The following is a 17978-nucleotide window of genomic DNA, read 5'->3' as shown; positions in this document are numbered from 1 at the left end:
AGAGATTTACCAGCACCAAAACAGGCAGAGCAGATATGAATGCAGATCAGATCATTGCCCATCTTGGCTTGCAGCCGCATCCCGAAGGCGGCTGGTACAAGGAAACCTGGCGCGCCGAGAATGAAGGACGGGCCGCAGGCACCTGTATCTACTTTCTTTTGACAGAGGGCGAGCACAGCCACTGGCACCGTGTGGATGCCGCCGAGATCTGGCTCTACCACGCCGGCGCACCGCTGGTGCTGTCGATGGCAGCAACCGATGCCGGACCGGCACAGGACCACCTGCTGACCCCGGACCTGACCAAGGGCGCGCCGCAGCTGATCGTGCCCATGGGCCACTGGCAGGCTGCCCGCACGACTGGCGCCTATACGTTGGTCAGCTGCACCGTCTCGCCGGGTTTTCAATTCGAAGGCTTTGAACTCGCCCCTCCCGGTTTCGACATCCCGCGCAGCTGAAATTTCCGCCTTGCGGCGAATCCCCTTACTGGACCAGGCTGTCCAAATGTCTGCGCAAAGGGATCACAGCCTGGATCACACGGGCCTCGTCAAATCGCTGCCGCCTGAAACCAAGGCAGCGCTGACCGCCCGTTCCGACGCAGTCGGCCTCCGGCATCTTGCGCTGTATCTTGCGGCGCTGGCAGCCTGTACCGTCGGCATTGCCCTGCAACTGCCTTACTGGCCGCTGCTGATGCTGCCGCAGGGGGTGCTGCTGGTCTTCCTGTTCACGCTCAGCCACGAGTGCACCCACAAAACCCCGTTCCGCAGCGCCTGGATGAATGAGGCCGCAGGCCATATCTGCGCCCTGGCGATTGCCCTGCCCTTTGTCTGGTTCCGCTATTTTCATCTGGCGCATCACAAATTCACCAACGACCCCAAACGCGATCCAGAGCTGGAACAGGGCGGACGGCCTGAAACACTTGGTTCGTGGATTAAATACCTCAGCGGCTGGGGGTACTGGAAAGGCGTGGCCCAGACCATCTGGCGCAACGCCTTTGGCACCATCACCGCGCCCTATCTGCCGGAGCGCCGCCACGCGGACATGCGGCTGGAAGCCCGGCTGCTGCTGGCGGTCTACGCCGCCGCCCTGCTGAGCCTGCTGGTCTCCCTCCTGGTGCTGTGGCTGTGGATCGTGCCGCTGCTGATCGGCCAGCCAGCCCTGCGCGCCTATCTGCTGGCAGAACACGGCCTCTGTCCGCCAGTTGCCAATATGCTGGAAAACTCCCGCACCACCTTTACCACCCGGCTGGTGCGGTTTCTGGCCTGGAACATGCCCTACCACGCCGAACATCATGCCTTCCCCAATGTGCCCTTCCACCAGCTGCCTGCCTTCCACGCAATCACACAAGATCATCTCAAGTCGACGTCGAACGGGTATAGAGAGTTCACAGCAAACTATATGAAGCAGCTGACACGCTGAACCACCAACAGAGCCCGCAAATTTCTTCGAAGAAACTTGGCAAGAAACGTCGCAGTTTCCTGCTCGTTTTCCTGCCCGTTGAACTTTGGCCCCGGCCTATTTCTCCGGCACGCTCACCACCCCGCCGCCGACACAGGCGCGGACACCCGTGGTTCCCGGCGCCGAGGTCGGCAGGCCGCGCGCCACCCGCACCGCCAGATGGGCAAAGGCCTGCGCTTCCAGCATGTCGCCGTCCAGGCCAGCGTCTTCGATGGGCTTCACCGGGCAGTCAAGCGACACCTGCAGCATCTCCATCAGAACCGGATTTCGGCGCCCGCCACCCGTGACCAGGACCACCTCCGGCGGCTCCGGGCAATGCTGCATGCCCTGCGCAACCGACGCCGCGCACATCGCCGTCAAAGTGGCCGCCGCATCCGCATCGCTCAGCTCGTTCACCAGAGTGACCATTTCTGCAAAATCGTTCCGGTCCAGCGACTTGGGCGGCATTCTTGCGAAATAGGGCTCGGCCAGAAACAGCTCCAGCGCGCCGGTTTCCACGGTGCCGGTCTTGGCCACCTTGCCATCCGCGTCCCAGGGAATGCCCAGGCGCTCCTGCATCAGATCATTGACCGGCGCGTTGGCAGGACCGGTGTCAAAAGCCAAAAGCGCCCCCGGCTCCTCCGGGTGTTGATACTGCGGGTCCACATAGGTGATATTGCCGACCCCGCCCAAGTTCAGGAAACACAAAGGGTTTTGCGCACCAATGTACTTCGCACAGGCAAAGTGAAAGAACGGCGCCAGCGGCGCGCCTTCGCCGCCCATCGCCACATCGTCAGTGCGGAAATCCCAGACTACCGGTTTGCCCAATGCCGCAGCCAAAGCCGCCCCGTCCCCCACCTGCAGCGTTCCCCGCTGCCGCGGAGCATGGGCCAGGGTCTGGCCGTGAAAGCCGATAATCTCCGCATCCCGGAACGCTGCCAGCGCTGCCGCATGCGCTGTGTCGCAAACGTCTGCTGCGGCCGCGACCTCCGGTCCGGTCCATTTGCCGAGGCCCGCGCGCAGGACGCTGCGTTCTTCGGCCGAATACTCACGGTAGCTGCTTTTGCCAAAACTATGGATGCAATTCCCGTCAGTCACCACCATGGCTGCGTCGACCCCGTCCAGCGAGGTGCCGCTCATCGCGCCCAATGCCCGGACGGCGCCGGTTTTTCCGATGGCCTTGCTCATGGCCGCTGCCCCTTCATAGGTTTCGGGCCGTGCCGCCCGTTGTACAGGATACTACAGCGCATAATTTGCCGGGAAAACAGGTTCCAACCAGCGCCAATGCGATTTATAGGGCATGGTGCAAAACCATAGACCGAGGCATGTTATGACCTACACACCGAAATCGGATTTCATCGCAGTCATGATGGAACGCGGGTTCCTCGCGGACTGCACCGATTACCAGGGCCTGGATGACGCCCTGATCAGCGGTGTGCGCCCGGCCTATATCGGCTTTGACGCCACAGCGAAATCTCTGCATGTCGGCTCGCTGATCCAGATCATGATGTTGCGCTGGTTCCAGAAGACCGGCCATCAGCCTATCACCCTGATGGGCGGCGGCACCACCAAGGTGGGCGACCCATCTTTCCGCGCCGACGAACGCCCGCTGCTGACCGAAGCCCAGATCGACGACAATATCGCCGGCATCAAGAAGGTGTTTTCGGCCTATATCGACTATGACACCGACGCGCCGAACAAGGCGCTGATGCTGAACAATGCCGAATGGCTGGACGGCTTGAACTACCTGGAGTTCCTGCGCGACATCGGTCGCCATTTCTCGGTCAACCGGATGCTGTCATTTGAGTCCGTGAAATCCCGCCTCGACCGCGAGCAGTCGCTGTCGTTCCTCGAATTCAACTACATGATCCTGCAGGCCTATGACTTCATGGAGCTGAACCGCCGCTATGGCTGCATCCTGCAGATGGGTGGCTCGGATCAATGGGGCAATATCGTCAACGGCATCGATCTGACACGCCGCACCATCGAGCATGAGGTCTACGGCCTCACCTCTCCACTGCTGACCACATCGGACGGCAAGAAGATGGGCAAATCGCAGGATGGTGCTGTCTGGCTCAACGCCGAGATGCGCAGCCCTTATGAGTTCTGGCAGTTCTGGCGCAACACCACCGACGCTGACGTCGGCCGCTTCCTGAAGCTCTATACCGAGCTGCCGGTGGACGAATGCGAACGCCTCGGCGCGCTGGCAGGGTCTGAAGTGAACGCCGCCAAGGTGATCCTGGCCAATGAGGTCACAACCCTCTGCCACGGCGCAGAGGCTGCGGCTGCGGCGGAAGCGACTGCGCGCGAAGTGTTCGAGAAGGGCGGCGTGGGCGATGATCTGCCCACGCTGTCGCTGACATCGGCCGATCTGGGCGACGGCATTTCGATCGTGCAGCTGATCGTCAAATCCGGCCTTGCCAAATCCGGCAAGGACGCCAAACGACTGATTTCCGAGAACGGTGCGCGGATCGACGACCAGCCGCTGACCGACGCAGGCCTGATGATCGACGCAGGCGCGCTGTCGTCCCCGATCAAGCTGAGCGCCGGCAAGAAGCGCCACGCGCTGGTAAAACTGGACGGCTGATCCGCCGGCCACACCGCAGCAAAGGGGAGCCGCGGCGCTCCCCTTTTTCATGCCATTTCATCCCATCAGATGCTCCCGCCCATTCCAGCCCCATCACAGATGGGGCGTCATGGTTGGGCGTGGCGCCGCGCTGACGCGCGGCGCTGTGGCGCTCCCCGGCTATCGGCTTCTGCCAGGCCGACCGCGGATCAAGGGCCACGCATACGGCCGTGGTCAAGGGCCGCGCATACGGCCGTGCGCAGCGCGGTTTGCCCTTGAGGCGGGAATGTTCGGAATATGCTGGAACAGGCGCTTTGGGGGCAGTTCTCCTCCCAAAGTGCATCACAGCACGCAATCTGCTGCGCAGCAGCGCGCCGCGCAGCGGCGCCCGGCCCAAGGCCGCCAAGGTTCAATTGGCTCTGCCAATGCACCTGCGGGCGCGGGAGCGCTGCGGCATTAGAAAAACACTGCGTCCAGCAGCGTCAGTACCAAAAACACCGGCAGCGACAGCCCGATGGCAATCAGCAAGGCCGCCGCCTTGGTCATCCTTGGCGCCGCAGCCGCCTGCCCCATGATCCGTTTTGCTGTCTTCATGGCGGAAATTAACCATGAATTAGGTTTCCAGCCCGTTAATGGATTCATGTTTGACAGCGCCCCAGCCTCTGAACCCGCCCCGATGGAAACCGCACACCCTCAGCCCCGCGCGCTTCAGCAATCGCCGGAGTTTGCCCGCGCTCTGATGGCCTGCGGACAGGATCCTGTGACCCTGGACGGCACGCTGGTACTGCAGCGCCGCCTGCCCGGCGGGCTGCGGCTGATGATGGTCAACCGTGCGGATCTATCGGACCCTGCCCCTCTGATCACTGCCCTGCGCAGCAGCGGCCTGCACCGGTCCCCGCTGATCCTGTCGCCGGAAACCCCTGCACCGCAGCTTGCCCTCTGTGGTGCGGTGCCGCTGACCACCCCTGCGCATGCCGCGCTCTGGGATCTTAGCCAGGACGCCGGACAGCGCCGTGCCGCGCTGCACCAGAAATGGCGCAACCGGCTGAAGCATGGCGAAGCGCAACCCCTGCGCCTCACCCGGCAGAACCTGCCCCATGATGTGCGCCACTGGCTGTTTCAGGCCGATGCCAAACAGCAAACGCTGCGCGGCTACCGCAGCTGGCCCATTGGCCTCACCCTCGCCTATGGGCGCGAAAACAAGGGCCAGGCCAAATTGTTCCAGGCGTTTGAGGGCAAGGAACCCGTGGCCGCCACCCTGATCCTGACCCATGGCAGCACCGCCACATACCACATTGCCCACACCACCGCCCGCGGCAAACAGCTCAGCGCCCATCCGCTGCTGTTGTGGGAAGCGGCAAACTGGCTCGCCTCCAAAGGCGTCAGCCGTCTGGATCTCGGCCTCATCAATACCGAGGATGCGCCCGGCCTTGCCCGCTTCAAACTTGGCACAGGGGCAAAACTGCACCGGCTGGGCGGCACCTGGGGATTGTGGCAGCCGCTGGGGCGCCTCTTGCGCCCGCTGTCCTGGCTGGACCGCCGACTGATGAACAGCTGACCGGATTTTGGCAGGTGCGACGCCCCGTCCCGCTGGACAGCTGCATTCTGCCCGCACTATATGAACAATTGTTCATATAACCAGGAGGCCTCCGTCCATGAAACTTGCAGACACTGCAGCCGTGATCACCGGCGGCGCCTCCGGCCTGGGGGAAGCCACCGCGCGCTACTTTGCCGAACAAGGCGCTCAGGTCACCATTCTGGACCGCGATGCCGAACGCGGCCCCCAGGTGGCGACAGAAATCGGCGGGCATTTCGCCCAGACCGATGTCACCAGCGAGGACTCCGTGTCTGCTGCCATTGCGCATGCCGTGGCTAAGATGGGCAGGATCACCGCCTGTGTGAACTGCGCAGGCATCGCAATCGGCGCCAAGACCATAGGCAAAGAGGGCGCCCATCCGCTGGATGCCTACAAACGCACAATCGACATCAACCTGGTCGGCACCTTCAACGTCGCCCGTCTCGCCGCCCTCGAAATCGCCAAGAACCAACCCGACAAAGACAACGCCCGCGGCGTGATCATCAACACCGCCTCCATCGCCGCCTTCGACGGGCAAAAAGGCCAGGCCGCCTATGCCGCCTCCAAGGGTGGGGTGGCTGGCATGTGCCTGCCGATGGCGCGGGATCTCGCCGCCTCCGGCATCCGGGTGATGACCATCGCCCCCGGCATTTTCATGACCCCTATGCTGGCCGGGCTGCCGCAGGAGGTGCAGCAGCAGCTGGCTGCCGATGTTCCAAACCCGGCACGTCTGGGCGACCCCCGCGAATACGGCCGACTGGCCGGTTTCATCGTCGAGATGGGCTATCTGAACGGCGACGTCATCCGCATCGACGGCGCCCTGCGCATGCGCTAGGCCCTTCCCGCCGAGAGCAGGCCAAGATCACCTGATGAGCGGCAGCGCTTGCCCCATCTCCCCTTGATGCGGCCTCAGCGGATCACCCAGTGGGTTCAATGCCTTCAGGGCAAACCTGCCCCTGCAGCGCGGCTCAACAGAAAACTCTGCGTTGCGCAGCAACGCACGGCCCAAGGCCGCACAAAGGCGCCTTGGCGCAGCCAGGGCACCTGCGGGCGCGGGAGCGCTGCGGCAATTGACAATCCGCTCACCCCGCCCTTCACTCCTGGCCAGGAGGCCCCGATGAGCACATCCGAACGGCAGAAAATGCAGGCGGGCGAATGGTACTGTTGCCTGGACAGCGAACTGGCGGCGTTGCGCCATCAAGCCCGTGTGGCGGTGCAGCGGCACAATGGGGCGCCCCCTGATCCGGCGGAACAGCTCAGCCCGGCGCTGGCAGCGCTCTTTGCAGATCACGGCGAAAACTGCCTGATCGAGGCACCGTTTCACTGCGCCTATGGCATCAACATCCACCTGGGCCGCAACGTCTACATGAACGCCGGCTGCACCATTCTGGACACCGCGCCCGTCACCATCGGCGATGGCACCATGCTGGGACCGAATGTGCAGATCTATTGTGCCCAGCACCACAAAGACAGAGAGTTGCGGGCAAAGGGGCTGGAGATCGCCTGTCCCGTCACCCTTGGCCGGGACGTCTGGATCGGCGGCGGCGCCATCCTGCTGCCCGGCGTCACCATCGGCGATGGTGCGATTGTGGGGGCCGGTTCAGTGGTCACACGCGACGTGGCCGCAGGCGCAACAGTCACCGGCAATCCCGCCCGCCCGCGCCAAAGGTGATCAAACTGCAAACCGGGCGCGCGCCGCATTTACGTCCCGTTATGATTCATTGAAAAATTACAAAGACTTACGGAAGGAACCTTGACCCATTGTTTCGCGCGCGAAACAATGGGTCAGCGGTACTGACGTACCCAAAGCAAGGGCGTCAGCCCTCGGCCTTTTCCACCAGCTCCAGCCATTCCTCTTCGGCAGCAGCCAGCTTTTCCTGCCGCTCCACCAGCGCCTCGGTGGCCTTCTTGAACTTGACCGGCTCGCGGGAGAATAGCTCCGGATCGCTCATCAGCTCCTGCAGCTTGCCGATCTCCGCCTCCAGCCGCTCGATCTCTGCGGGCAGCGCCTCCAGCCGGTGCTTCTCCTTGAAGCTGAGACTGTCCCTGGGCTGGCTCTCCTGCTTCACCTTCGGCTTGGCCGCCTTTACTTTCTCAGGCTTTGCTGCCGTCTCCAGGGGCCCGCGCTGCGCAAGGTAATCGCTCCAGCCGCCGGCATAGGCGGTGGCCCTGCCGCCGCCTTCCATCGCAATGGTCATGGTCGCCACCCGGTCCAGGAAATCCCGGTCGTGGCTCACCAGCAGAACAGTGCCGTCGTAATTGTCCAGAAGCTCCTGCAGCAGGTCCAGCGTCTCCACGTCCAGATCATTGGTCGGTTCATCCAAAACCAGCAGGTTCGAGGACCGCGCCATCAGCCGCGCCAAGAGCAGCCGCGCCTTTTCCCCGCCCGACAAAGACCGCACGGGTGCCCGCGCCTGGCGCTCGTCGAACAGGAATTCCTTTAGATAGCCCACCACATGTTTCGGCTGGCCGCGCACCATCACCTGATCCGCCTTGCCGGAAATCCCCAGCAAAGGATCGGCGGTCAGGTTTTCCCACAGGGTCGCATTGCCATCCAGCTGGTCGCGGGTCTGGTCGAACAGTGCGATTTCCAGATTGGTGCCCAGTTTCACACTGCCAGCATCCGGCTGCTCCAGGCCCAAAAGCATTTTCAACAGCGTGGTCTTGCCGGCGCCATTGGGGCCGACAAAGGCCACCCGGTCGCCGCGCTGCACCTTCAGAGAGAAGTTCTGCACAATCGGCTTGCCGTCGAACGCCTTGCTGAGATCCTCCGCCTCGATCACCTTGCGGCCCGACTTGGGGCCTGCGTCCAGCGCCATCTCGGCAGCGCCCTGTCGTTTGATCTGGCCCGCGCGGTCCGCCTTCAGATCCTGCAGCGCCCGCACCCGGCCCATATTGCGCTTGCGCCGGGCCGAAATGCCCTCAACCGCCCAGCGGCTCTCCGACTTGATCAGCCGGTTCAGCTTGTGGCGCTGCTGGTCTTCTTCGTCCCACAGTTTGTCGCGCCAGGCTTCAAAATGCTCAAACCCCTTTTCCTGCCGCCGCACCTCGCCGCGGTCCACCCACAGGGTGGCGCGGGTCAGTGCCCGCAGGAACGCCCGGTCGTGGGAGATCAGCACAAAACCCGCGCGCGTGGCTTTTAACTCGTTTTCCAGCCAGGTGATCGCTTCGATGTCCAGATGGTTGGTCGGCTCATCCAGCAGCATCAGGTCGGGCGCCTCGGCCATCAGCTTGGCCAGTGCCGCACGCCGCCGCTCCCCGCCCGAGGCGGTTTCCACCGGCCGCGCCGGGTCGAACTTCAGCCCTTCGCCTGCACGCTCAACCTTGTACATTTCACCGGGGTCCAGCGCGCTGGCCGCAAAATCGCCCAGCGTTGCAAACCCCGTCATCTGCGGATCCTGCTCCATATAGCCCACGGATTTGCCCGGCGGCACCACGATCGAGCCCTGATCGGCCTCGACGATCCCCGCCATCACTTTCATCAGCGTGGATTTTCCCGATCCGTTGCGGCCCACCAGCGCCACCCGGTCGCCGGGCTGCACCACCAGATCAAGATCTGCGAAAATCGGATTACCCCCGAAGGTCAGGGAAATGCCGGACATCTGTAAAAGAGGAATACGTGCCATGCCAGCCAGCTACCCCGGCGGCAAAATCGCGTCAACGCCGCATCTTCGTCTTTTTCTTCTTTGCAAGAATACTCAGGCCGTTCCGGCCACCGCCCGCAGCAGCCGTTTGCGGGACTCTGGGATGGCGCCGATTTCCAGCCCGGTGAACACATGCAGCGTATTCATCTGCCGGTCGACAACGGCATGATCGCTAACCCAGCCCCCCATCCCCAGATAGGTTCGCAGCAAGGGCGGAATCATCTGCATCGCCGACTTTGCCTCCACGGATCGCGCAGGCGCATCTGCAAAGCGGACCACCTCTGGCGCCTTCACCTTTGGACGCCACTGCCCAGGCGCCAGGTGACGCTGCCGCAGCAGTTCAAACGCATCCTGATAGGGGGCGGCAGCGGTGCCCGCAAACGAGGAGCAGCCAAACAGCATCCGCACCCCCTGCCCGTCAACAAGCCCCGTCATCGCCCCCCAGGCGATACGCAGAATGTCAGGCTCTTGCCAATCCGGATGACTGCAAAAGCGCCCCAGCTCCGCCATCCGCCCCTCAAACGCCTGCAGCGGCGACAGATCATAAAACTGGGCCGAATAGCTCTGCGCCAGCGCCGCGCCGCTGTGTATCAGCAGCAGCCGGAAGCAGCAGACCAGTGTGTTGCTGGCAGTTTCCTCTACCAGAACATGGGAACACAGGCTGTCAAAGGGGTCGCTGTCCAGGCCGCCAGTCCGGAAACACAGCGTCCGCAGGGTTTGCGCTGCGGATACATCCGCGGCACCCACGGCAAGCCGGGCGCGATAGCGCCCCTTGCTCAACAATATTTCAGATCCCGCCACGGCGGCCTCCAGCTTACAGGCCCGGCCCATACCATAGGCGCTGCGGCCTGCCAGTGAAGCCAGGTTATTCGTTGTTCAGCAGCTGGCCCGGAGCAAAGTTGCCCAGATTGCCCAAAAGCTGCCGCAGGAAGGTGTTGTCCTGCACGCCAGAGCTGGTCACGCGCCGCTCCAACGGCACCACCTTGCCGTCTTCCAGGCTGAAGCGCTCGATCGCCTGCACCACGCCTGAGGTGTCGAAACTGATTGCCACCAGATCACGCGCCACCGGCTGCGGCGCCTTGGCGCCGTAGTGGCGGAAACGGGTGGCGACATAATAATAGCCGCTTTCGTTCAACACACCGGTCGAAGACGGGATGCCGACGGTCTCGGCAACCGAATCCCTGGTGTCGATGCCCGGAACCACTTCGGCCAGCAGCGACGGCGCGGGCACATAGCCGTGCTTGCGGTAGACAGAGGTGCAGGCTGCCAGAGCCAGCCCCGCTGCCGCAAATACAGCGCCGCGCAGAACGGCCTTGAAGTGAAATGCCTTTGCAACCATGACTGACCCCCAGCGTGCCGCCATGAGCGGCGGCTTGAATACGTCTTTCAACCCGATTACCTAATGACCGCCTCCGGTTCAAGAAACGAAAGTCCCCGATTATGTCTGACAGCACCGCTTTGCGGGTGGCGGACCTTCCGCAAAACGCCCCGACTGCCTTTGAAATCACCCCGGATAAGGGCGCCCTGGCCGCTTTGGCGCAGGAAATGGGGGTGAATGCTTTGCGCAAAATGCGCTTCACTGGCGATATCAAGGCAAAGGGCAAGAAAGACTGGACACTGACCGGCCGACTGGGCGCCACAGTGGTTCAGGACTGCGTGGTGACGCTGGAACCGGTGACCACCCGCATTGATCAAGACGTCACCCTAACCTACCTGGCCCGGCTCGAAACACCCGAAGGCGCCGAGGTCGAAATGCCCGAGGATGACAACATCGAACCGCTGGGCAGCCACATCGACCCTGCCGCAGTGATGGCCGAGGCGCTGGCGCTGCATATTCCCGCATACCCGCGCAAAGACGGTGCTGAGCTCGGCGAGGCCGTTTTTGCCGAAGATGGCGTGCAGCCCATGCGTGACGAGGACACCCGCCCCTTTGCCGGCCTTGCCGCCCTGCGCAACCAGCTGAAAGATGAGGGCTGAGCACAGAATTATTGCAGCGCAGAAAATCACCTCTGGCGCCGCTGCCCTGCCTGCCCTAAAAAACAGCTTGCGCCAGCGGAGATTCGCAGTATTTTCGCGCGCTCATCGGAATTTTTGGTTGGACAATGCTTGGGCAGACGCCTAAACGCACGTCAGACTGATCGAACAGAATGCAATCGCGCCGCGGGGATGGCCCCAAGGCCCAAACAGACAAAGGTTGAGACATGGCCGTCCAACAGAACAAAGTATCCAAATCGCGCCGCAACAACCGCCGCGCGCACGATGCACTGGTTGCTGCGAACCCGAACGAATGCGGCAACTGCGGCGAGCTGAAGCGCCCGCACCACGTATGCCCCTCCTGCGGCCACTATGACGACAAAGAAATCGTCGCAGCTGCAGACGAGATCGAGATCGATGAGGACGCGGCATAAGCCACGGACAGGATCCTGATGCCAGGCAGGCTTTCGCATGACGGGTAAACCCGATCACATTCAGGCAGAAGCCGGCCGCATCACTATTTCTGTTGACGCCATGGGCGGAGACGCCGGCCCCGCTGTTGTGGTGGCCGGCATTGCTATGTCCGCAGCGCGGAACCCCGACATCAGCTTCATTCTGCACGGGCCCGCTGACCAGCTGGCCCCGCTGGTCGCCAAGAAACACGCGCTCCAGGGCCGGGTTGAGATTCGCGATGTGCATGATGTGGTCACCATGGAGGACAAACCCTCTCAGGTGATGCGCAACGGCAAGGGCACCTCAATGTGGTCGGCCCTTGACGCGGTCAAGAACGGCGAAGCGGCAGGCGCGGTCTCCTGCGGCAACACCGGTGCGTTGATGGCGCTCAGCATGCTGCGCCTGCGCAAGCTGCCGGGGGTCAACCGCCCGGCCATTGCGATCCTCTGGCCCTCGCTGAACCCGCAAGGCTTCAATGTCATGCTGGATGTCGGCGCCGACGTGAAGGCGGATGCAGAGGACCTGCTGCAATACGCCCTGATGGGCACGTCCTACGTGCGCAATTCGATGGACATCAGCCAGCCCCGCGTTGGCCTGCTGAACGTGGGCACCGAAGAACACAAGGGCCGTACGGAATTGAAAGAGGCCTTTGCGCTGATTTCGGAAAACGCGGAAAAATCCGGTTTCGAATTCGTCGGCTTTGTCGAAGGCAGCGATATTCCCGGCGATATTGCCGATGTGATCGTCACCGATGGTTTCACCGGAAATGTCGCGATCAAGACCGGCGAAGGCACCGCCAGCCTGATGCGCACCGCGCTGAAGGAAGCCTTTGAATATTCCTTCCTGTCAAAGATTGCCGCGCTGCTGGCGATGACCTCGCTCAAGCGTCTGTCCAAGCGGATGGACCCGCGGCGGGTCAACGGTGGCGTGTTCCTGGGGCTGAACGGCACCGTGGTGAAATCCCACGGCGGCGCCGACGCCATGGGCGTTTCAGCCGCAGTCAAGCTGGCCTTCCGGCTGGCAGAGCACGGGTTCGCTGAAAAACTGGCCGCGCGGGTTGCATCTGTCGGCGCGCATACCCAAGATAATACAGCTTCCCGCGACCTGCGGGCGGCCACCGAAAAAGACTAAATAGGCAGGCAGACGGATGACGCGACGCGCGGTAGTTGTTGGCACAGGACACTATCTTCCCGAACGGGTGGTTGAAAACGCGGAATTCGAAGCCATGCCGGAGCTGGAGACATCGGATGAATGGATTCGCACCCGCTCTGGCATCGAACGCCGCCATTTCGCCGCCGAAGGCGAAACCACTTCGGATATGGCAGCCAAGGCAGCGGCACGCGCCTTGGCGGACGCGGGCCTGACCACGGGTGATGTGGACGCCATCATCGTCGCAACCTCCACCCCGGATCTCACCTTCCCCTCTGCCGCCACCATGGTGCAGGCGAAACTGGGCATGACCAACGGCTTTGCCTTTGACGTGCAGGCCGTTTGCGCCGGTTTTGTCTATGCACTTGCCAACGCCAGTGCGCTGATTGCCTCTGGGCAGGCAAACCGGGTTATGGTGATCGGAGCCGAAACCTTCAGCCGGATCATGGACTGGACCGACCGCGGCACCTGTGTGCTGTTTGGCGACGGGGCCGGCGCGTTGCTGCTGGAAGCGCAGGAGCAGCCCGGCGCTAATACCGACCGCGGCATCCTGTCAACCGATCTCAATTCGGACGGCCGTTACAAGGATCTGCTCTATGTGGACGGCGGCGTCTCTGCCACCCAATCCACCGGCCATCTGCGAATGCAGGGCAACCAGGTGTTCCGCCACGCGGTCGAAAAGCTCGCCTCCACCGCCAACACCGCGCTGGACCGCGCCGGGCTCTCGGCTGCGGATGTCGATTGGATCGTGCCGCATCAGGCCAACATCCGCATTATTCAGGGCACCGCCAAGAAAATGGGGCTCAGCATGGACAATGTGGTGGTAACTGTGCAGGATCACGGCAATACCTCCGCCGCCTCCATTCCGCTGGCCCTGTCGGTCGGCAAGGAACGTGGCCAGATCAAGGACGGCGATCTGATCGTGACTGAGGCCATCGGCGGCGGCTTGGCCTGGGGCGCCGTTGTTGTGCGCTGGTAACTGCCCAACCCTATTTTTCGCCCGAATACCCCCGTGCAATTCATTGATATTGACAGGGAAATTCCCCGCGCCCTATGCTTTGGCAAACAACGGGGATTGGTATGGGCGAAAAAACACTGACACGAATGGATTTGAGTGAAGCGGTTTTCCGGGAAGTCGGCCTGTCGCGCAATGAAAGCGCACAGCTGGTGGAAAGCATGCTGCAGCATATGTCGGATGCCCTGGTGCGCGGTGAACAGGTGAAGATCTCCTCGTTCGGCACCTTCAGCGTAAGGGACAAATCAGCCAGGGTCGGGCGCAACCCGAAAACAGGCGAAGAAGTGCCGATCCAGCCGCGCCGCGTGCTGACCTTTCGGCCCTCCCATCTGATGAAGGACCGCGTGGCAGACGGCAACCGTAAGTAACGGGACCAATTAGCCATGTCGAAATCACCGGACGCTTTCCGCACCATCAGCGAGGTCGCGGGATGGTTGGACGTACAGGCGCATGTCTTGCGCTTCTGGGAAAGCAAATTCACCCAGGTCAAACCTGTGAAGCGCGCCGGCGGGCGGCGCTATTACCGGCCTGCGGACATGCAGCTTCTGGGCGGGATTCGAAAGCTGCTGCATGATGACGGCATGTCGATCAAGGAAGTGCAGGCCATGCTGCGCGAACTGGGCATCGCCCATGTCGCCAGTCTCTCGCATCCTTTGGACGGCGAAGTAGAGCAGCCTGCTGCAAAAGCCCCGCCGCCTGCGGACAAGATGGGCGAAAATTGGCAGCAGTCGCTGGAACTGGCCGCAGACGCGGTCGAGGAAGAGGCCCCCGAAGACAGCAATGTCGTGGGTTTCCCGCAGTCTGCCGGTGCAGATGCCGGGCCCCAGCCGCCTGCTGCGGCATCCTCTCGCCCCGAATCTGCCCCTGCCGCGCCCCGGACCGAAGCCGCGCCCACGCCGCAAAGTCGGATGGACCTGGCGCCCCCGCCCTTGGACGGCAACGCAGCTGATACGGCAGTGCCTTCTTTCGGCACAGAGTCAGCATCGCCTGCACCTGCCTCCGCTCCTGCCGAACCTGTGCAAAGGGCCGATCCTGCGCAAAGGGCCGAACCCGTACAAAGGGCTGACCCCGTACAAGGCGCCGAGCCCGTGCAAGGGGCCGAACCCGTGCAAGAAGTCGAACCCGTGCAAGAGGTCGAACCCGTGCAAGAGGTCGAACCCGTGCAAGGGGCCGAACCCGTGCAAGAGGCTGAACCCGCGCAAGAGGTGGAACCCCTGCTAGAAGCCGAACCCGTGCAAGAGGCAGAACCTGTGCCTGAGGCCGCCAGCCTGCCCGGCACTCTGGAAATGTCCGCGGACCCTGCAGCGGAGGCAGACGCCAGCGGACAGACTGCAGACAGCGCACTGGAAAATCACCCGACCGAGAACACACAGCTGGAAACTGAGGTGGAACAGGCCCTGGAAACCGCCGAAGCAGCACCGGCTGAGCCGGATGCCGGCTTTGTGCCCCTAGATTCGGCCGCGCCCCCCGCTTTTGCTGAAGAAGACCTCGCAGAGGAACCCGCAGAGGGGTCCAAGGATCTCTTTGCCCTGCCCTCTGCTGCAGAGATGCAACCGGCCCCGGAGGCGCAGCCCGCCGCCCATCTGACGGAACATGAAGCAGAACCAGCGCCTGAACCTGTGCCCGAGCCTGAGCTTGTGCCTGAGGCAGGACCGGATGAGCCGCTGTCCACCTTTGCCGATGCGCCGGTCGAAACGCCGGAAACCGCAGAGGCTCTTTCGGAAAGCCCAGAGCACGCTCTTGAAACCCCGGAGCACGTTCATGAGACCACAGCGGAACCAGCTGCGGATACGGAGCATGTTTTACCCTCTGCACCGCACACCGAGCCCCCTTCGCCGACCGCGGCGGCAGAAGAAACGGCCCCGCTGACGGCAGAGGAGCACCTGCCTGAGCCGGAAATCGCTGCCGCTGCCGAAATCGCAGAAGCCGCCGAAGATCTGGGCCAGACGCCAGAGCCTGCGTTTGCAGAACCTGCAGAGGATGATGTTTCCCATGCTGCTGCGGACGCTCTGGAAGAAGAATTGGCACCGGCTTCTGCTGAAACGGCTCCGGCAGTTGCGGACTCAGCCCCTCTGACAGCCTCGGAACCGTCAGAAGATACGCTGATTGCCGCTGCTGGCATGACGTCAGAAGACCCGCTGGATTTTTCCGCAGCCGCGCAGGAAACCGGTGCAGCGCCGGAACCGGTGCCCGAACCGGAGTTTTCCCCCGATCCGGCAGCAGCCTTCCCGCCCCATGACCTTGATGAAGCCGCACCGCCGGTCGACGCCCTGGAGTTTTCCAGCGGCCACAACGACGGCGGAGAAGAAGAATCGCCCCTGCCAGAGCCACCGCAGGACCAGCAGCCCGATGCCGTGGCAGAAGCCGCAGCCCTGCCGAACACAGAACCTGAAACGGTTCTCGCAGAGCCGGCGGAGGCGGCGCCCGCTGCTCTGGAGGAATTCTCTCCCCCACCTGCAGCCCCGCTTGAGGAACCAGAGCCAGTTGCCCTGGAGGAAAGCACTGCCCCTGCGGCAGCGGCCTTTGCGGAGGCAGAGCCTGCAGCCCCGGCTGCGGTGCGGCCCGGAATATTGGCGTTGCTGGCTGAAACGCGCAGCGTGCCGCCGCAGGCCCATGCAGGGCTTGCTGCCTGCGTCGAAGAGCTGCGGGCGCTGGTTCAGAGCAGACCCTGACCTTCTGCCCCTGCAGAACCGGAATTTGGCGCGCATTCCGGTTCGCAAAACAGATGCCGTCCACCGCATGTGCGGCAAAGGCTTGCAGCTGTGGAATTTCTCTGCGGGGCGGTAAAAAATCTTTCCACCCCCTCTTGCCCCTGCCGCGAAAACGGTTAGAAGGCTTTGCAACGGGCTATGGCGCAGCCTGGTAGCGCGTCCGTCTGGGGGACGGAAGGTCGCAGGTTCGAGTCCTGCTAGCCCGACCATATGAAAAACGCCCGGGTGTTCGCGCACCCGGGCGTTTTCGTATCCTGCGCAGGGCTTTGACGATTGCGCAGCGAGGCCAATTCGGCCAGCATCGCCGCACGGACGGCACCGAGGGGGACAGGACATGACAGGCGTATTGCCCAGCCAAACCATTGAAAAGATGCTGGAACGCGGCGACATCACCGTCAGCACTCCGCTGGTGGAGGGCCAGGTACAACCCGCCAGCCTTGACCTGCGTTTGGGCAATGTGGCCTACCGGGTGCGTGCCTCGTTCCTGACCGGCCAGGGTCGCAGTGTTTCCGACCGGCTGACCGAGTTCGAGATGCACCGGATCGACCTGCGCAATGGCGCGGTGCTGGAAAAGGGCTGCGTCTATGTGGTGCCGCTGATGGAAAGCCTGGCTTTGCCCGGCGATGTGTCCGCGGTTGCCAATGCCAAAAGCTCCACCGGGCGGCTGGACCTTCTGACACGCACCATCACCGACGGCGGCGAGGAGTTTGACCGTATCAAACCCGGCTACACCGGCCCGCTCTATGCGGAGATCTGCCCGCGGTCGTTTTCGGTGCTGGTGCGCCCGGGCATGCGTCTGAACCAGATCCGGTTCCGCACCGGGCAGGCGGTGCTGTCGGATGCCGAGTTGAAGATGCTGCACGCAGGCTCGCCGCTGGTTGACGGCGCGGCGGTGATTGAGGACGGGCTGGGCTTTTCCGTCGACCTCAAGCTGCCCGGCAGTGATCTGGTCGGCTATCGCGCCAAGCCGCACACCGGCGTCATCGATCTGGACCGGATCGGCGAATACGACCCGCAGGAATATTGGGAGGAGGTGCGCACCAAAGACGGCCGCATCATCCTCGATCCCGGCGCTTTTTACATTCTGGTGAGCCGCGAGGCAGTGCATATCCCGCCCGCCTATGCCGCCGAAATGGCGCCCTATCTGGCCATGGTCGGCGAATTCCGGGTGCATTATGCCGGGTTCTTCGACCCCGGTTTCGGCCATGACGCCGCGGGCGGCGCAGGCTCCCGCGGGGTGCTGGAGGTGCGCTGCCACGAGGCGCCTTTTGTGCTGGAGCATGGCCAGGTGGTTGGGCGTCTGGTCTATGAGAAGATGGCCGAGGTGCCGGAGCAGCTGTATGGCGCCGGAATTGCCTCTAACTATCAGGGCCAGGGGTTGAAACTGTCCAAGCATTTCAAGGCGCCTGCCGGATAACGCTGGAGCAGCGCCCGCCCGCCAGCAGGACCGGCGTGC

Annotated in this window: 18 protein-coding genes and 1 tRNA gene; 14 read left to right on the top strand and 5 right to left on the bottom strand. The window is 63.0% G+C overall.

Annotated elements, in window-relative coordinates; all coding sequences use genetic code 11:
- The first annotated feature begins 35 nt into the window (after window positions 1-35).
- Complete coding sequence (locus ACP151_RS07950; RefSeq protein ID WP_424978347.1) at window positions 36-455, top strand: cupin domain-containing protein; 420 nt, start codon at window positions 36-38, stop codon at window positions 453-455.
- A gap of 46 nt (window positions 456-501) precedes the next feature.
- The gene (locus ACP151_RS07945; RefSeq protein WP_424978346.1) at window positions 502-1416 is read left to right on the top strand and encodes a fatty acid desaturase; all 915 of its coding nucleotides are present in this window, start codon (window positions 502-504) and stop codon (window positions 1414-1416) included.
- Window positions 1417-1512: 96 nt separating this feature from the next.
- On the opposite strand, the gene ACP151_RS07940 is transcribed toward ACP151_RS07945, so the two are convergent.
- Entirely contained in the window at window positions 1513-2622 is a 1110-nt protein-coding gene (locus ACP151_RS07940; protein ID WP_424978345.1) for an anhydro-N-acetylmuramic acid kinase, read from the bottom strand.
- Window positions 2623-2764: 142 nt separating this feature from the next.
- Between ACP151_RS07940 and tyrS the strand changes: the two genes are divergently transcribed.
- The gene (gene tyrS / locus ACP151_RS07935) at window positions 2765-4021 is read left to right on the top strand and encodes a tyrosine--tRNA ligase (protein WP_424978344.1); all 1257 of its coding nucleotides are present in this window, start codon (window positions 2765-2767) and stop codon (window positions 4019-4021) included.
- A 435-nt stretch (window positions 4022-4456) separates the two neighbouring features.
- Here tyrS and ACP151_RS07930 read toward each other — a convergent pair whose 3' ends face one another.
- Complete coding sequence (locus tag ACP151_RS07930; RefSeq protein ID WP_424978343.1) at window positions 4457-4594, bottom strand: hypothetical protein; 138 nt, start codon at window positions 4592-4594, stop codon at window positions 4457-4459.
- 46 nt (window positions 4595-4640) lie between these two features.
- On the opposite strand from ACP151_RS07930, the gene ACP151_RS07925 reads away from it, so the two are divergent.
- The 3 genes from ACP151_RS07925 (at window position 4641) to ACP151_RS07915 (ending at window position 7248) form a co-directional block, all read left to right on the top strand.
- On the top strand, window positions 4641-5558 hold the full coding sequence (locus ACP151_RS07925; RefSeq protein WP_424978341.1) for a GNAT family N-acetyltransferase: 918 nt from the start codon (window positions 4641-4643) through the stop codon (window positions 5556-5558).
- Between the two features lie 97 nt (window positions 5559-5655).
- Window positions 5656-6411: an SDR family NAD(P)-dependent oxidoreductase gene (locus ACP151_RS07920; protein ID WP_424978340.1), complete on the top strand. Its 756-nt coding sequence runs from the start codon at window positions 5656-5658 to the stop codon at window positions 6409-6411.
- 282 nt (window positions 6412-6693) lie between these two features.
- The gene (locus ACP151_RS07915; protein WP_424978339.1) at window positions 6694-7248 is read left to right on the top strand and encodes a sugar O-acetyltransferase; all 555 of its coding nucleotides are present in this window, start codon (window positions 6694-6696) and stop codon (window positions 7246-7248) included.
- Window positions 7249-7393: 145 nt separating this feature from the next.
- Here ACP151_RS07915 and ACP151_RS07910 read toward each other — a convergent pair whose 3' ends face one another.
- From ACP151_RS07910 to ACP151_RS07900, 3 genes are all read right to left on the bottom strand, one after another.
- A complete protein-coding gene (locus ACP151_RS07910) occupies window positions 7394-9202 on the bottom strand; it encodes an ABC-F family ATP-binding cassette domain-containing protein (protein WP_424978338.1) in 1809 nt (602 codons plus the stop codon).
- Between the two features lie 72 nt (window positions 9203-9274).
- Window positions 9275-10051 (bottom strand): GNAT family N-acetyltransferase, encoded by a 777-nt coding sequence (locus ACP151_RS07905; RefSeq protein WP_424978337.1) that lies wholly within the window; start codon window positions 10049-10051, stop codon window positions 9275-9277.
- A 34-nt stretch (window positions 10052-10085) separates the two neighbouring features.
- Window positions 10086-10559 (bottom strand): outer membrane protein assembly factor BamE, encoded by a 474-nt coding sequence (locus ACP151_RS07900; RefSeq protein ID WP_424978394.1) that lies wholly within the window; start codon window positions 10557-10559, stop codon window positions 10086-10088.
- A gap of 101 nt (window positions 10560-10660) precedes the next feature.
- Here ACP151_RS07900 and ACP151_RS07895 point away from each other — a divergent pair, with 101 nt between their 5' ends.
- The 8 genes from ACP151_RS07895 (at window position 10661) to ACP151_RS07860 (ending at window position 17939) form a co-directional block, all read left to right on the top strand.
- Complete coding sequence (locus tag ACP151_RS07895; protein ID WP_424978336.1) at window positions 10661-11197, top strand: YceD family protein; 537 nt, start codon at window positions 10661-10663, stop codon at window positions 11195-11197.
- Window positions 11198-11421: 224 nt separating this feature from the next.
- Entirely contained in the window at window positions 11422-11628 is a 207-nt protein-coding gene (rpmF, locus tag ACP151_RS07890; protein ID WP_008558107.1) for a 50S ribosomal protein L32, read from the top strand.
- Window positions 11629-11665: 37 nt separating this feature from the next.
- Entirely contained in the window at window positions 11666-12778 is a 1113-nt protein-coding gene (plsX, locus tag ACP151_RS07885; RefSeq protein WP_424978335.1) for a phosphate acyltransferase PlsX, read from the top strand.
- Window positions 12779-12794: 16 nt separating this feature from the next.
- The gene (locus ACP151_RS07880; RefSeq protein WP_424978334.1) at window positions 12795-13775 is read left to right on the top strand and encodes a beta-ketoacyl-ACP synthase III; all 981 of its coding nucleotides are present in this window, start codon (window positions 12795-12797) and stop codon (window positions 13773-13775) included.
- 101 nt (window positions 13776-13876) lie between these two features.
- Window positions 13877-14179, top strand: a complete 303-nt coding sequence (ihfA, locus tag ACP151_RS07875) for an integration host factor subunit alpha (RefSeq protein ID WP_008207184.1) — start codon at window positions 13877-13879, stop codon at window positions 14177-14179.
- Window positions 14180-14194: 15 nt separating this feature from the next.
- Window positions 14195-16483, top strand: a complete 2289-nt coding sequence (locus ACP151_RS07870; RefSeq protein ID WP_424978332.1) for a MerR family transcriptional regulator — start codon at window positions 14195-14197, stop codon at window positions 16481-16483.
- 171 nt (window positions 16484-16654) lie between these two features.
- Window positions 16655-16731 (top strand) — tRNA-Pro (locus tag ACP151_RS07865).
- A gap of 125 nt (window positions 16732-16856) precedes the next feature.
- The gene (locus tag ACP151_RS07860; protein ID WP_424978330.1) at window positions 16857-17939 is read left to right on the top strand and encodes a 2'-deoxycytidine 5'-triphosphate deaminase; all 1083 of its coding nucleotides are present in this window, start codon (window positions 16857-16859) and stop codon (window positions 17937-17939) included.
- Window positions 17940-17978: the final 39 nt, after the last annotated feature.

Origin of the sequence: Leisingera sp. S232 (assembly GCF_049800895.1) — a bacterium.
Taxonomy (GTDB): Bacteria; Pseudomonadota; Alphaproteobacteria; order Rhodobacterales; family Rhodobacteraceae; genus Leisingera.
Note: the sequence above shows the minus strand (reverse complement) of the source record. Positions and strands in the feature narration are given on the sequence as shown.